The sequence below is a fragment of the Psychrobacter sp. TPE 89C genome, assembly GCF_055522395.1.
The window spans coordinates 1-14,984 of record NZ_JBVFXW010000021.1; the positions used below are offsets into that span (position 1 = coordinate 1).

11 protein-coding genes, 1 tRNA gene and 1 pseudogene are annotated in these 14,984 nt (G+C 43.4%); 4 read left to right on the forward strand and 9 right to left on the reverse strand.

What is annotated here, in order from left to right; translation table 11 throughout:
* Positions 1–153 precede the first annotated feature (153 nt).
* Positions 154–1,254 (reverse strand): ornithine cyclodeaminase, encoded by a 1,101-nt coding sequence (locus tag ACZW67_RS07875; RefSeq protein WP_465182814.1) that lies wholly within the window; start codon positions 1,252–1,254, stop codon positions 154–156.
* A 168-nt stretch (positions 1,255–1,422) separates the two neighbouring features.
* Here ACZW67_RS07875 and ACZW67_RS07880 point away from each other — a divergent pair, with 168 nt between their 5' ends.
* Together ACZW67_RS07880 and ACZW67_RS07885 are read left to right on the forward strand one after the other, a co-directional pair.
* The gene (locus ACZW67_RS07880) at positions 1,423–1,854 is read left to right on the forward strand and encodes an Lrp/AsnC family transcriptional regulator (RefSeq protein ID WP_110923720.1); all 432 of its coding nucleotides are present in this window, start codon (positions 1,423–1,425) and stop codon (positions 1,852–1,854) included.
* 68 nt (positions 1,855–1,922) lie between these two features.
* Positions 1,923–2,096: pseudogene (locus ACZW67_RS07885) on the forward strand (IS1595 family transposase); the annotation flags it as partial.
* Positions 2,097–2,191: 95 nt separating this feature from the next.
* On the opposite strand, the gene ACZW67_RS07890 reads toward ACZW67_RS07885, so the two are convergent.
* The 7 genes from ACZW67_RS07890 to ACZW67_RS07920 form a co-directional block, all read right to left on the reverse strand.
* Positions 2,192–2,268, reverse strand: a tRNA-Ile gene (locus ACZW67_RS07890).
* Between the two features lie 94 nt (positions 2,269–2,362).
* Positions 2,363–3,175, reverse strand: a complete 813-nt coding sequence (locus ACZW67_RS07895; protein ID WP_465182815.1) for a pteridine reductase — start codon at positions 3,173–3,175, stop codon at positions 2,363–2,365.
* Between the two features lie 21 nt (positions 3,176–3,196).
* A complete protein-coding gene (locus ACZW67_RS07900) occupies positions 3,197–4,393 on the reverse strand; it encodes a tRNA nucleotidyltransferase (protein WP_465182816.1) in 1,197 nt (398 codons plus the stop codon).
* A gap of 197 nt (positions 4,394–4,590) precedes the next feature.
* Complete coding sequence (locus ACZW67_RS07905; RefSeq protein ID WP_194196726.1) at positions 4,591–6,909, reverse strand: NADP-dependent malic enzyme; 2,319 nt, start codon at positions 6,907–6,909, stop codon at positions 4,591–4,593.
* Between the two features lie 351 nt (positions 6,910–7,260).
* Positions 7,261–8,727 (reverse strand): protein adenylyltransferase SelO, encoded by a 1,467-nt coding sequence (locus ACZW67_RS07910; RefSeq protein ID WP_465182817.1) that lies wholly within the window; start codon positions 8,725–8,727, stop codon positions 7,261–7,263.
* Positions 8,728–8,909: 182 nt separating this feature from the next.
* The gene (locus ACZW67_RS07915) at positions 8,910–10,088 is read right to left on the reverse strand and encodes an acyl-CoA desaturase (protein ID WP_197130843.1); all 1,179 of its coding nucleotides are present in this window, start codon (positions 10,086–10,088) and stop codon (positions 8,910–8,912) included.
* Between the two features lie 433 nt (positions 10,089–10,521).
* Entirely contained in the window at positions 10,522–11,253 is a 732-nt protein-coding gene (locus tag ACZW67_RS07920; protein ID WP_465182818.1) for a glycerophosphodiester phosphodiesterase, read from the reverse strand.
* 362 nt (positions 11,254–11,615) lie between these two features.
* Here ACZW67_RS07920 and ACZW67_RS07925 point away from each other — a divergent pair, with 362 nt between their 5' ends.
* Positions 11,616–12,551 (forward strand): hypothetical protein, encoded by a 936-nt coding sequence (locus ACZW67_RS07925; protein WP_465182819.1) that lies wholly within the window; start codon positions 11,616–11,618, stop codon positions 12,549–12,551.
* 112 nt (positions 12,552–12,663) lie between these two features.
* Here the strand turns inward: ACZW67_RS07925 and ACZW67_RS07930 are convergent, their stop codons facing one another.
* Positions 12,664–13,260 carry a cob(I)yrinic acid a,c-diamide adenosyltransferase gene (locus ACZW67_RS07930; protein WP_465182820.1) on the reverse strand — a complete coding sequence of 199 codons (597 nt, stop codon included), beginning with the start codon at positions 13,258–13,260 and terminating at the stop codon, positions 12,664–12,666.
* Between the two features lie 215 nt (positions 13,261–13,475).
* On the opposite strand from ACZW67_RS07930, the gene cysS reads away from it, so the two are divergent.
* A complete protein-coding gene (gene cysS, locus ACZW67_RS07935; protein ID WP_465182821.1) occupies positions 13,476–14,936 on the forward strand; it encodes a cysteine--tRNA ligase in 1,461 nt (486 codons plus the stop codon).
* Positions 14,937–14,984: the final 48 nt, after the last annotated feature.

A 14,984-nucleotide genomic window follows, 5' to 3' on the forward strand; every position in this document is an offset into this window, starting at 1 on the left:
TTTAAAAAATAAACATATCTACAACTGTCCAAGAGCCTTGATAAACATAGATAAAATTAAAAAACGATGTTGGTTTTAAACCTTATACAAAATTAGAAGTACTTTTAGAAGCACTTATCGTTTTGTAGTATTAATTACTGTTGCATTAATCACTTACGACATAGCCACAGATTCAGCTTCATTCGTCACTAGGCTATGATCTTTGCTATGGTCTTTCACTACCGAATATAAGTTTTTAGGGTCAGCTTGTTGCGGGATCAGATCTAAAATCTCATACCCGCCCTGCTTTTTGATCAAGTCGCGTAAAAAGACCAATGCCGTAAAGTCTTCTGATGCAAAACCAACACCATCAAATACGATGAGATCATCCGCTGAGGTTCGAGCCTGCACTTCACCTTTCAGGATGCGATGAAACTCAGTAACAGGGAAGTCGCTTGATAGATTTTGAATCTCTCCCTCAACGCGTGTCTGAGGCTCAAACTCTACAATCACATGATCTGCTCGCATCAATATATTGCTATCCAGTTCTGTTTTACCAGGACAATCACCGCCTATCGCATTGATATAAACACCTTTTGTGATTATATCGTCCCGTAAAATAGTGGCATTGGTTTTGTCAGCCGTACAGGTGGTAATGATCTCTGCACCTAAAACAGCTTCTTCTAACGTGCGACAAACAATGATTTTCAAACCTGAGTCTGCAAGATTATCAGCCGTTTTCTGTGATGCCGCTGGATCAATATCATACAAACGAACTTCTGAGATACCCATGATGGCTTTCATACCCAAGGCTTGAAACTCAGACTGAGCACCGTTTCCTATTAGCGCCAGTTTTGTAACGCCTTTTGGCGCACAATGTTTGGCCAACATAGCTGATGTGGCAGCCGTACGTAATGCCGTCAGGATACACATCTCTGTCAGTAAAATAGGATAGCCATTTTCGACATCAGACAAGATACCCATCGCCGCTACGGTCTGTAGATTTCGTGTGGTATTAATCGGATGACCATTGACATATTTGCAAGCAAACATCTCTCCATCGCTGACTGGCATCAACTCGATGACACCGTCTTTTGAATGCGAAGCAAAGCGAGAAGATTTTTCAAATTGATCCCAACGCAGATAATCTTGCTCTAAAGCATCCACTAGATCTGTAATGCATTGCTCAACGCCATAGTCATGAATCATTTTAGCCATCGCTTGTACACTAACGAATGGCACGCCTTCCTTGGGTGATACGATAAATTTAGACATTAATGCTGTTCCTTTTCATGAATATTGTTTGTTGAACCGACAATTAATATGCTACCAATTATAATTGTCAGTTAAAATGTCAATAACTTACTAAATATGGACGTATTTTTGACATATTGTTAAGTGCTACTTAGCATAATGTCAAAATTCAATGAAGGAAGCATTTTTATGGCGTATTACACTTATGACTCTTTAGATAGCGAACTGATATCTGAACTGCGACAAGATGGTCGAGCAACCATCTCAAACCTTGCCAAAAAACTCAAAGTTTCTCGTGCCACTGTCCAAAACAGATTGGACAGACTGATGCATAACGGCGCTATTTTAGGATTTACGATTCGAGTGCATGAAGCACTAGATAAAGAAACCGTCAAAGCGATGATGATGATTGAAGTGACCGGAAAATCTACGTCACAAGTGATTAGGAAACTGCGGGGTATACCGCAACTGATTAAGCTACATACGACCAATGGGGCGTGGGATTTGGTTGGAGAGATACACACGACGAGCTTAAGAGAATTTGATGAAGTACTGCGTCAAGTAAGAGAAATTGATGGCATTCTTAATAGCGAAACAAGTGTTTTGCTTTCGAGTTTGTAAGGTAGTTATATTCAGAAAAATATATTCAGCACTATTTAGAAAAATACGTTCAGCACTGTCGAAGAGGCCAAGCCAAGAGACATATGCGTAAATGTAATGGCATGCTAAAAGAGCATTTCTATCTATTTTTAAAGGAATGAGAATGGCGTTTTAACGACAGTAATCCAAAACGTCAATTACATCAGCTAAAACAGTGGGTTAAAAAGGAACTGTATAATTTATCTAGGATAGCCCCTAGATAAATTGTTATCTGACATGAGCTGTATCGATTTTATATTTTTATGAATTTTAGACAATAAAAAACCCTTACAAGTCAATGCCTGTAAGGGTTTGAATTTGGTGGGCCCAGTAGGACTTGAACCTACGACCAAAGGATTATGAGTCCTCTGCTCTAACCAACTGAGCTATGGGCCCTAATGCTAGACGGACAATGATACCTGATTTTTTGAATTTTTCAAGCAAAAAATAGGCCATTATCAAGATATTTTTTATGAAGTGCTATTTTCTATTAAACTTGACCACCAGCTAGGGTTAGACTGCGACCACCATCAACAGTAATAATCTCACCAGTGAGATAATGGGCTTGTACAAGATACAGCACGCTATGGGCAATTTCATCAGGTCTGCCTATGCGCTGCATAGGGATTGAGCCGATGATACTTCGTTGCCGATCATGATCCAATGCTTGGTCGCTATTAGCATCAGGTAAGATATTGACGCCAGGTGCGACACCATTGACCCGTACCTCTGGTGCCATCTCAAGAGCTAAAGACTGTACCATCATGCGATGAGCCGCTTTTGCCATATTGTAGACAGTATAATTGCTAAACGGCTTATCGTGCGCGTGAATATCCAGAAGGCTGATAATACAACCTTGCTGATTTTTAAGGTAAGGAAATAGTGCTTGGCTCAATAATAAAGGCGCTTTGGCATTGGTCAAAAATAGCTCGTCCCACTGTGCGTGATTAATACTGCCAAGTGGGCTGGGGTAAAAGCGAGAAGCATTGTGTACCAATACATCTAGTTGACCAAAGGTCTCTACAATATTTTTGACGAGTGTACTCAAAGCGTTGCTATCATCGACGACGGCTAAATCGGCGATGATAAGCGCTGCGCTATCCGCACGCAGACTATTCAGCTGTGTGGCCAATATTTGGGCTTCTGATTCACTATGATGACAATGAATAATGACTCGGTAGCCTTGGCTGTGAGCGGCTTTAATAATCGCTGCGCCAATACGCTTGGCACTTCCCGTGACGAGCATCACTGGCGCTTTAGCATTGATGTTTTCTGATTGAAGGGCGTTGATGGTCTGATTCATAGTGAAGATGCTATCTGCTCTTTAATGTTTTTTATGTGAGTTTTGTACTTGTAAGTGCTCAATTCTAGCCTGCCGCAATGCCGCACCAATGGCTGGGCCTTTGAGGTCTGATGCTATATCTGTCATGCCGATAGCATGAAAGCTATTTAGCGCTATCATCATCTGACGGTGTTGCACTGCCAGTTGTAGGACATGACTACATACGAGTAATTGCGAGAGTTTATCAGGCTCTTTATGAGCGCCGCAAGTTTGTATGAGGTCGATTTTTTCAGCAGCACTAAGACTATTTATAGCACTTATTTTCTCTGCTTGTTGCACGAATAAGTTGGCAAATTGGGTATGTGCTTTTGGTACCTTGGTGATGTTACCTATGTTATTGATCGCTTTTAGATTAGCTGCTGCGTTAACATTTTCGTCTGTAGGCTCTGAGGTAAATAGAGATGGATTAAGGCTGCTCATTAGCAGTGCCCAACGCTGTGACAAATTAAGCTGCATTTGCCCTGCAAAATACAGCGCAGTCTGTACGGTCTCTCGTATCTGAGTATCAGCCCAAGCATGATGCAAAGGCGCAAAATACTCTGTGAGTGCGCCGATTTCGAATAGCTGCTGCCAGTAGACTTGAGGCGATAGCTGCATAGTCGCACGGCTTGATTCTTGCCAAATGCGTTCACTACTTAGATGACTGAGCTCTCCAGAGCCAACCAATTGGCGCATTAAGTTCAAGGTATCCTCTGCGATACTGAACCCCAAATCGTAGTAACGACTATAGAAACGAGCCGTTCGGAGCACCCGTAGTGGGTCTTCACTAAATGCACTTGATACATGGCGCAAGGTTTTGTTTTTTATGTCAGCCAGTCCACCATAATAGTCAATGACGTTACCATTGATAGGGGTGTCATCATTTAGACTGGTAACCTCTATTGCCATGGCATTGATCGTCAAATCACGACGTTGTAAATCGTCTTCTAAGCTCACATCAGGAGTGGCATGTACGCTGAAGCCTTGATAGCCCAATCCTTGCTTTCGTTCCGTACGTGCCAGTGCGTACTCTTCATGACTGCTAGGATGCAAAAACACAGGAAAGTCTGCACCGACTTGTTGGAACCCTGCATCGATCATTTCTGCAACAGTTGCACCAACGACCACAAAGTCTTTATCTTTGATAGGACGCTTTAGGAGTCGATCGCGAACAGCTCCGCCCACAAGGTATATTTGCATAAAAGCCTCTGTTTATTTAGCAAAATGTCATTGTACTTATCATCGCTGTATTGATTAAAGCACCATCAGCTCAGTTTTTATTGATCAAAAAAAACAGCCAATGCTTTATAAGTCGCATTGACTGGTTTTAGTATAGCAGACGGGTTCTGTCAGTGGATGATAGAACCCGTCTTAATCATATTGCATATCATATATGACTATTTTTCGCTTTCTAAGTCTTGAGCTTCAGTCACTGTCAGTGCGGTCATGTTGACGATACCACGTGCAGTCGCTGATGGTGTCATAATGTGTACTGGCTTATTGGTACCTAATAAGATAGGACCAATAGAAGCACTACCAGTTGCTGTTTTAAGCAAGTTGAAGGCAATGTTCGACGCATCAAGTGTTGGTAAGATGAGCAAGTTCGCTGCACCTTTTAACGGACTTGATGGCATGTCGTTTAGACGGATATGCTCATTCAGCGCCGCATCACCTTGCATCTCGCCATCAAACTCAAAGTCTACATTCATATCTGTTAGTATCTGGTATACCTTGCGCATTTTAACAGCGCTGGTACGGTTTGATGCACCAAAGTTAGAATGAGACACTAGCGCGACACGTGGCGTGATACCGAAGCGACGTAATTGGTCAACCGCCAACACTGTCATTTCAGCCAATTGTTCAGCCGTTGGATCTTCGTGGATATAGGTATCCGCGATGAAAATGTTACGATCTTGCATGAGTACCGCATTCATCGCATAGAAATCGTTCATGCCTTCTTTTTTGCCAATGACGCTTTCAACGTATTTTAGATGCAACTGGTAATGGCCAAACGTACCACATACCATACCATCTGCCGCACCATTTTCGACCAATAATGAGCCAATCAATGTGGTCTTGCGACGAACATCACGGCGCGCAAGCTCGATGCTGACACCGCGACGTTTGTTTTGCTCGTAGTAGCCCTGCCAGTAGTCTTTATAACGAGGGTCATCATCAACGTTGACGATGGTAATGTTCTCGCCATCTTTTAGACGCAAGCCCAGTTTTTCGATATTGGCTTCAATCACTGAAGGACGACCAACCAAGATAGGCTTCGCCAGTTTCTCATCAACGACCACTTGCACAGCGAGCAAGATATTGTTGTCTTCGCCTTCACAGTAGACAATACGTTTTGGATCAGATTTGGCACGAGCAAAGATTGGCTTCATCACGAATGCAGAGTTATAAACAAACTCAGACAGACGCTGACGATAGGCTTGCATGTCATCGATAGGCAATGTAGCAACGCCTGAATCCATAGCAGCTTGAGCAACGGCAGAAGCAATCTCAATGATTAGATTTGGCTCTAGAGGTCCTGGAATTAAGTAGTCACGACCGAAGCTTTGCATTTTTTCGATGTTTCTAACGCTTGCTGTTGGTGTTGCTTCAACGTGTGCCATCGCAGCGATTGCTTTCACACAAGCAACTTTCATCTCTTCGTTGACAGTAGTCGCACCAACATCTAGTGCACCACGGAAGATATAAGGGAAGCATAGTGCGTTGTTTACTTGGTTTGGATAGTCTGAGCGACCTGTTGCCATGATAACGTCTGGACGTACGGCATGTGCCAATTCTGGCATGATCTCAGGTGTTGGGTTGGCAAGTGCAAAGACGATAGGATCTTTTGCCATACGGCGAACCATATCTTCAGACAATGTACCAGGCATAGATAAGCCCAAGAACATATCGACATCGTCCATGACTTCTTCGATAGTGGTCGCAGTCGTCTCACGTGCATAACGCTGTTTGGTCTCGTCAAGGTTTTCACGAATGGTGGTGATGATACCGCGTGAATCTGAAACGAAGATATTGTTTTTGTTCACACCAAGTGCGCAAATGATGTCTAAACAAGAAATCGCAGCGGCACCGGCACCCGAACAAACCACTTTAATTTCTTCGATTTTTTTGCCAGTAATCAATAACGCGTTGAGCATCGCTGCAGCAACGATGATTGACGTACCATGTTGATCATCGTGAAATACCGGAATGTTCATGCGCTTACGCAATTCACGCTCAATCTTGAAACATTCTGGTGCTTTGATGTCTTCTAGGTTGATACCACCAAAAGTAGGCTCAAGAGAAGCGACCGCTTCGATGAATTTGTCTGGATCATTCTGTGCAATTTCAATATCAAAAACATCAATACCTGCGAATTTTTTGAATAGAACGCCTTTACCTTCCATGACAGGTTTTGATGCCAATGGACCGATATTACCTAGGCCCAGTACCGCAGTACCGTTGGTGATGACACCAACCAAGTTGCTACGTGCAGTGTACTTAGCTGCCAATGTCGGGTCTCTTTCAATTTCGAGACAAGGAACCGCCACACCAGGTGAGTAAGCAAGCGCTAGATCGCGTTGGTTAGCCAGTTGTTTAGTAGGCGTAACTGAGATTTTACCTGGGCGGGGGAACTCATGGTAATGCAAGGCAGCTTGTTCAAACTGCTCTTTTTCTGTCGTAAGGTGATCCGTATTCAAATGGGTATCGTCATTCATAATAATTGCCATGGTTAGAATAAATTGGAATAAAGTAAATGGAGATAAAAAATAACGTTTTACCCTCAAAAAATCATGGAATGATCATAATCTAAGGGTGCATTGACATTAAAAAACTGATGATCACAGACATAGTAATCAACGATTAAAGACAGGCTTAAAAATGTAATTTAGCAAAAACTGTCATTCTAGCACTATTGACAATTCACGCCTAGTCAATAGCCGTGAATTGTCCGAACAATATAATGAAATGATATTCATTATTTATCTCGTTGATGATGCCAAAAAACGGAGCCAAATACCAACCTTAGCCCCATAATGTTTCAAAATATTACAGAATGATAGGCCATGTTAAGATGAGCAACTAATCGGCTCTTGCGGTATATGAGGAAGAGGGGGCGCAATATCCAAATCGGTAGCGATATCTTGTACATGATAAGGGTTGGCCAATAACTCAAACACTCGGTTAACTTCTTCAAACTGACCTTGTTCTGCTGCCGTGATGGCACGCTGCGCCATACTATTACGCAATATATAGACAGGATTGTTGGTTGTCATCTCGCTGATGACTTGCTCAAGTGGTAGTTGCTGTATTTGCGCCACGTAACGTGTCGACCACTCTTGCCATACTTGTGTTGCCTCATCGTTAAGCTCAGCAGTCATGGTCGCCAGTAGCTGCTGCTCATATGGATGAGCGCTAGGCGCGACTAATCCCAGTAGCGCGCGAAAGCTATTGGTATAGTCGAGCAAGTTATCTTCTAATAACGTCAGCCATTCAAAAGCCAACCTCAGACTATCGGACTCGTGCGGCAACCCAAGTTTACAGCACAGTCCTTGCTGATAATGCTGCATAAAGGTCGCCTCATAAGGCGCTAAACAATCGGCCAATGTCTCGCGAGTGACACCCTCTAGTCGCATAAAGTGGGGTAACCAAGCATTGAGATTCCAATGACCGATAGCAGGCTGGTTTTGATAAGCGTATCGTCCAGTATGGTCAGAGTGGTTATTAATCCAAGCAGGGTTGAATCGTTCCATAAAGCCAAAAGGCCCAAAGTCTAAGGTGCTACCCGTAATAGATAAGTTGTCTGTATTCATAACACCATGAGCAAAGCCAATCAATTGCCAGTCAGCGATCATCCGTGCGGTACGCTCAACCACGGAGGTCAAAAATGCCAATACAGGCTTTTCGCTATCGCGGCACTCTGGATAATAAGTGTCGATCATATAGTCGGTAAATTCAGCCAGCAAGTCAGGGGCAAAACTGGCGATCCATTCGATATGACCAAGGCGAATATGACTGTCAGCCACACGCATCAATGCCGCGCCAGCCTCGATGCGCTCACGGCGTACTCTCGTATCGGAGACCACAAATCCCAAAGCGTTAGAGGATGAAATACCCAGTTGCGTAAGCGCATGACCACATAAATATTCACGAATGGTACTGCGCAGTACAGCGCGTCCATCGCCCATTCGTGAGTAAGGCGTGAGACCAGCGCCTTTTAGATGCAAATCTTGCGGTTGATTATTACTATCGAGTACTTGCGCCATCAATAGGCCACGTCCATCACCCAATTGTCCTGCCCACTGTCCAAACTGGTGACCGGCATACGCCATAGCCAACGGTTGGAACTCGGCTGGCACGTATTGACCACCGAGTATGTCAACCCAACGAGTCATCAAGTCGTCATCTTCTGACCAGCCCAATTGCTGTGCAACTTGTGTGTTGAAATGACCCGCACGTGGATTGTCTAATGCCGTTGGCAGTTGCTCATGATAGAGGCGTGTGTCTAGGTTGACATAGGTGTTTTGATAACGCATATGAGCCGTTCCCATTTGAATATCAGAGTAAAGAGATTACTATAACATAGCCGTCATATGACATCGTGTCGCTCTGTCCATCTCTTGTAATACTAAAGAAAAAAATCCCCCTATCCATGACGGATAGAGGGAAGGAGAAGCTTTACAGTCATAAGGATAAACTAGCGCTTTGTTATAAGTAATTAAGCCGCTTTTTTGTTTAACCCAATAGAGCGAAACGCTGTCTTTAGATTGCTATTATGCTCAAGTATTTTTTGCTCAATCTTGGCATAGTCATGCTTTAGCTTATCATCAACTTCATGCAAGCGATCAGCATATTCTGTCTTTTTCAACTCAATGGTTTGAGCTTTCAGTGCTTGCCATTCTTCGACAGTCTGTATAAATGCATCGTATTCAAACTTAATACGATCTTGGAAGCTCTTCATCGCATGAGGAAGGTCAAGACCAGTACTGGCTGCCGTATCAATCTGCTGTTGGGCTGCTTTAAACTGCATTTGCACTTCAGCATGCTTGATAGTCGTATCATCGACAGTACGTAAGTCTGTGGTCAGACCAAGCTTCGATAAGCCTACGATCAACCATTTAGTTGGATCATACTGCCACCATTTTACGCCATTACGATAATCGTATTGGAAGAAATGATGATAATTGTGATAACCCTCACCCCACGTAAAGATAGCTAAAAAGAAGTTATCACGGGCAGTATTGGTATCAGTATAAGGACGGCTACCAAACATATGGCATAACGAGTTGATGAAGAAAGTAAAGTGGTGAGTCAGTACCAAACGCAGTAAACCCGCGATGACCAACGTACCCCAAACATCACCCAATAACCAACCAACAGCAGCGACCATACCAACGTTCATGGCTACTACCCATAAACCGTAATATTTATGCTGAATCTGCAACGTTCTGTCTTTGGTCAAGTCAGGAATGTTTTTATAATCAAACTTACCACTAGGGTAATTGCGCAGCATCCAGCCAATATGGCTGAACCAGAAGCCTCGTTTTGCTGAATACGGGTCATCCAAACGATCATCTACATGACGATGATGAACACGGTGACCTGATACCCAATCAAACGCGGAACCTTGCACCGCTAGGGTAGAGCCGAGCAATAAGAAGTTTTTGACAATTGGATGCGCTTTATAAGCACGATGCGCTAGCAAGCGATGATAGCCCGCTGTAATGCTCATACCAGTCCATACCATAAAGGCGCCAAACACGCCCCATACAGGTGCGCTCACTTCATGAGTCAACAGATACCATGGCGTAATGACAGCCGCCGCAATAGGCGTGGCTATCAATATAGACGCTGGAATCCAATTGATTGGTGCTTTGGTAAATTCGAACTCACGCATATCGATGCTGCTAGCTTCAGGAGCATCAATTTGAACAGCTGTATCAGCGTAGTTGCGCTTTGCAACTGGCTGCTCATTAAGTGAGTTGCTCTCATCAAAACGCGTCTTAAAACGTGTGACTTGAGTGCTGGCAGCTTTTACAAGCGTATCACCAGATTTGATAGCGAAACGTAAGCCTTTCAGCGGTAAGCCAAGTGCTTTTTTTGCGATCATATAATATCCCTAACGGTATTAATTTAAGTCTCTATAGTACCCTAAAAACCTAACAAAGTGAACACTTATACACTATAAAAATATTGCTAAATAACAATAACTTGTATGGATTATAGAATGTATTAGTAGAAATAACCTGTGACTTATCAGGCATTAAGGAGAAGTGTAAGTAACACTAAAAATATGTAGGTTTTTTGAATAAACGAAAAGAGAAACAGATTTATGGGTTTAATAATAAATGGCTTGGAAAGTCAGTAATGATGACATCAGTTTGCCATTTGACTAGCTGTTCGATCATATCCGTGTCATTGACCGTCCAAGCACTTATGGGTAGGCCGTAACGGTGGCTACGTTCAACGACAGATTGGTTAATTAGAGGATAGTAAATACCTAACTGGCTACAGCCAAGTTGCAGCGCAGTATTGGTTGCGGTTGTTAGCGCTTTAGGTGTTTCAATTAATAGGCCACGCGGTATATGCATTAGTAGCTTACTGCGTTGCAATCGAGCATGCAATTCCACATCAAAACTGGTTAGTGCAATAGGGAGATTGGCAAATGGGCTATCGATTAAATTGTGTGTCAAAGCCCTCATTAATTTGGTGTAATCAGTGCGGCTATGTGTCTTAATCTCAAGCTCAATGTGTGTAAAGCTACTCAGCAAAGGCGCCATGCTGGCTAATGGGATGATTTGATGTTCAAACTGTCGTTGGCGCTGAATCTCTACCATACTTAACTGATCGATGCGTGACTGTTGACGACACATCCGTGCCAAGTCATCATCATGAAACACGACTAAATGACCATCAGCGCTCAGTTGCACATCAAACTCGACCCCTGTTAAGCCGTGAGCATTAAGGCGTTGAGCATGCTGAAACCCCATAAAGGTGTTTTCTAGTGCTTCGCCACGAGCGCCTCGATGACCGAGTAAGCGGGTGTTTCTTATATTTATCATTATTTATATGGTCTGCTGTTTTTATGAGCAATCATATAGCCTCATATAAGCAGCGTCTAATAAAATTTGTAAAACAGATAGTTGATAGTTTTTTCTTTTTTTTTTGCCAGCGGTAATAATGTAAAAAAGCACTTACATGGAGTTCGTAGGCATGTATTTGTTATGTTTTTGCAACCAAGTGTAGGTTTTACCCATTATGTGGGGCGTTATTTGTATATCCATGGGCTACACTAATGACCATTTCATCCAAACACCGTATAATAATCTGGTTTTCAGACATATGGCAGCTAGAGTTGCGGTTTGAACATCAATCACTGTCCTTCAGTGGCGGTACGAATTAGTAAATTGGGAGCAGAATCAATATGAGCGTAGCAAATAATAGTTTAAGCAAGTGGCAGAAAGTCGCTGGAATCGGTATCGTATGTAGTTTGGCGCTTGCAGGCTGTGATCGCTCAGAGAAAGAAGACAGCACTGAGGCAGCAGAGCTCACAGAACAGGATTCGACCGTTACTGAAAACACGTCAGCCACTGCCGTTAGCTGTGATGATCCAATGGTACAAGATCGTCTCAAATCGGCTCTAAAGAATACGCTCAGTCAGCAAGCACAAACGTTGGCTGCCAACTACGCAAATGATGCTCAGATCAATCTTGCTAGCGGTGCCATCACGGATAAAATGAACGGTATTGTGATTGATGTACAGAATGCAGCAGTATTACAACAAGCCAATGCAAATGGTATGACGACTTGTCAGGCAAGCGTTAGCATGACGCTACCAAGTGCAGATTTGTATCAGGCTAGTCAAGTACAAGCGGCCAATAATCAGCCAAGCTTGCAGTCACGTTTAGCACAAAACAATATTCGTATTAATAACAACATGCTCGTTGATGATGCTTTCACTTATGTCGTAGGCACTCAAGGTGGTCAGGTACGTACACGTATCGCCGGACAACCAGCATTAATGACCATCGTTGCTGATGTAATGGCAGGCTCTGTGTTCCAGTCAGCAGTAGAAAACCAACGCGCTCAGCGGGCTGCTACACCTATACCGCAAAATAACAGCCAGCCAGCACAGATTCGTGAGCCTAGAGTAGTCACGCCCGTTGAGCCGACTCGTCCTACTGAACCTGCGACGCCGCCAACCATCAATAAGCCAGCAGAAAGTCAGCCTAAGCCTAGCCCAGCAGCAAACAATCCAACGGCGTCGTCTGAGCCCAAAGCGGCAGCAAAACCAAAAGAAGTACCTAAAGATGAATCTATTGATATGATAATCATCGAAGACAGCACTGCTACTTACTAAGCTATTTACTAATTGGTCAGTCAGCCCAAAAAAATAATTAGATGATAAATAAAGAAAAGCCCGCAGCGTTAAGGTTGCGGGCTTTTCTTTATATTTTAATAATCACGTACCGCTATTTTTTCTCAGCGAAATCTTTTAATACCTGACTGTCCCATAGTACTTCAGAGACTTGCTTGGGATCGGTACAAAAACGAGCAGCGACAAACAACCAGTCAGACAAGCGATTGATAAAGCTTACTGCGGTGCGGCGAATGGCTTCTGGACGTTGTTGCTGTAACAGCACTGCTTGACGCTCAGCACGGCGACATACACTACGAGCCACATGCAATTGACTCACCAATACTGAACCTGTTGGCAGAATAAAGTCTTTTAGCGGTGGCAAGGTGGTATTCATAGCATCGATCTGTTGCTCTAACCATTCAATATGAGTGGCACTGACCCCTTCATATTCTGGCATAGCCAGTTCACCACCGATATTGAATAATAAGTGCTGAATAATGATTAAGCCTTCAGAAAATTCCTTTGCGATAGATTGGCCTTTATTGCGTTGTAACTGGGCGCGCACCAGACCAATGTGTGAGTTAAGCTCGTCAATATCACCCATGACGTTGAATATGTCGTCAGCTTTACTGAGACGGCTACCATCTGCCATACCTGTGCTGCCGTCATCTCCAGTACGTGTGTATATTTTACTCAAGCGATTGCCCATATCTAAATCCTTAATCATTTTTGTGATGGAATAGTGTTAGTTGCGCGCTCATTGTAGTATTTTATGGCTGTTTTCGCTAAGATAATGGGTTAAGTTTTATATCACGGTCGTTATATTTATGACGACAGTAGTTTATATTGCTTGTTAATCAAAAGCAGGCAATGTTTTTACCTATTATTTAAACAATTTTATTTATATTAAAAGGCTTTTTTACTATGACCACACCACTTGCCGATGCGATGTCTCAGCTTGCGATTTATGACTCATTGACTGGTGGCAAACGCCAGTTCGTACCACTCAAAGCAGGGCAGGTAGGCATGTATGTGTGCGGTATGACCGTTTATGATTATTGTCACATTGGTCATGCGCGGGTGATGGTTGGCTTTGATATGGCGGTACGCTGGCTGGCACAATTGGGCTATAACGTTAACTATGTGCGTAATATCACCGATATCGATGACAAGATTATTGCGCGTGCTGCTGAAAATGGCGAAGAGATTGGTACGCTGACGCAGCGCTTTATCGAAGCCATGCATGAAGATGCGACTGCGCTTGGTTGCCAGATGCCAGATGCTGAACCGCGTGCGACGGATCATATCGATGAGATGCAGCAAATGATTGAAACGCTAGTCACAGGCGACTATGCGTACGCTGGCGACAATGGTGATGTTTACTACGCCGTCGATAACTTTGCAGATTATGGCAAATTATCCAAGCGCAACCTCGATGACATGCAGGCGGGCTCACGCGTCGATGTCGAAAATGACAAGCGCAATCCATTTGATTTTGTACTATGGAAATCCGCAAAGCCTAATGAGCCGCAGTGGGCGTCACCATGGGGACAAGGACGACCAGGCTGGCATATTGAATGCTCTGCGATGTCGACTAAATGCTTAGGTAGCACCTTTGATATTCATGGCGGTGGTCATGACTTACAATTCCCGCATCACGAAAACGAAATTGCTCAGTCTGAAGCCGCAACTGGCTGCGAGTATGCACGCAACTGGATGCACGTTGGTTTTATCAATGTCGATGGCGAAAAAATGTCCAAGTCATTGGGCAACTTTTTTACCATTCGTGATGTAATGGCAAAGTACCTACCTGAGACAGTACGGTTTTTCTTACTATCAAGTCATTATCGCAGCCAAGTCAATTTCTCGGACAGTGCCTTGGATGAAGCACATAATAGCCTAAGTAGGCTCTATAACGTTCTAAAATTGGCAGAACAGTTAAAGGGTGAGACGCTCATAATTGATGAAGCGTTGACTACTAAAGCCTACAGTAGTGAAGCGGGGCAAGATTTTATCAAAGCCATGAATGATGATTTTAATAGCTCAACCGCAATCAGTGTCTTGTTTGGGCTGGCACGTGACATCACCAAAGCCATTAAAGCTGAAGAGATAGACACCGCATGGCAGTCAGCTCAGCAATTAAAGGCATTGGCGCAAGTGCTTAATATCTTGCAGCAGCCCGTACAGCAATTTTTACAAGCTATGATTGGTGAACAGGCAGGTGATGGTTTAACGGATGCCGTTATTGATAATTTAATCATTGAACGTGCAGACGCTAAAACCACCAAAAACTTTGCCCGTGCTGATGAGATACGTGAACAATTAAAAGAAGCTGGTATCGAGCTCGAAGACAGCCGAGCTGGTACAACATGGCGCCGAGCTTAAAGTAATTCTGTTACAGAATACCCATACAGATAGTCATAAACTAAGTCA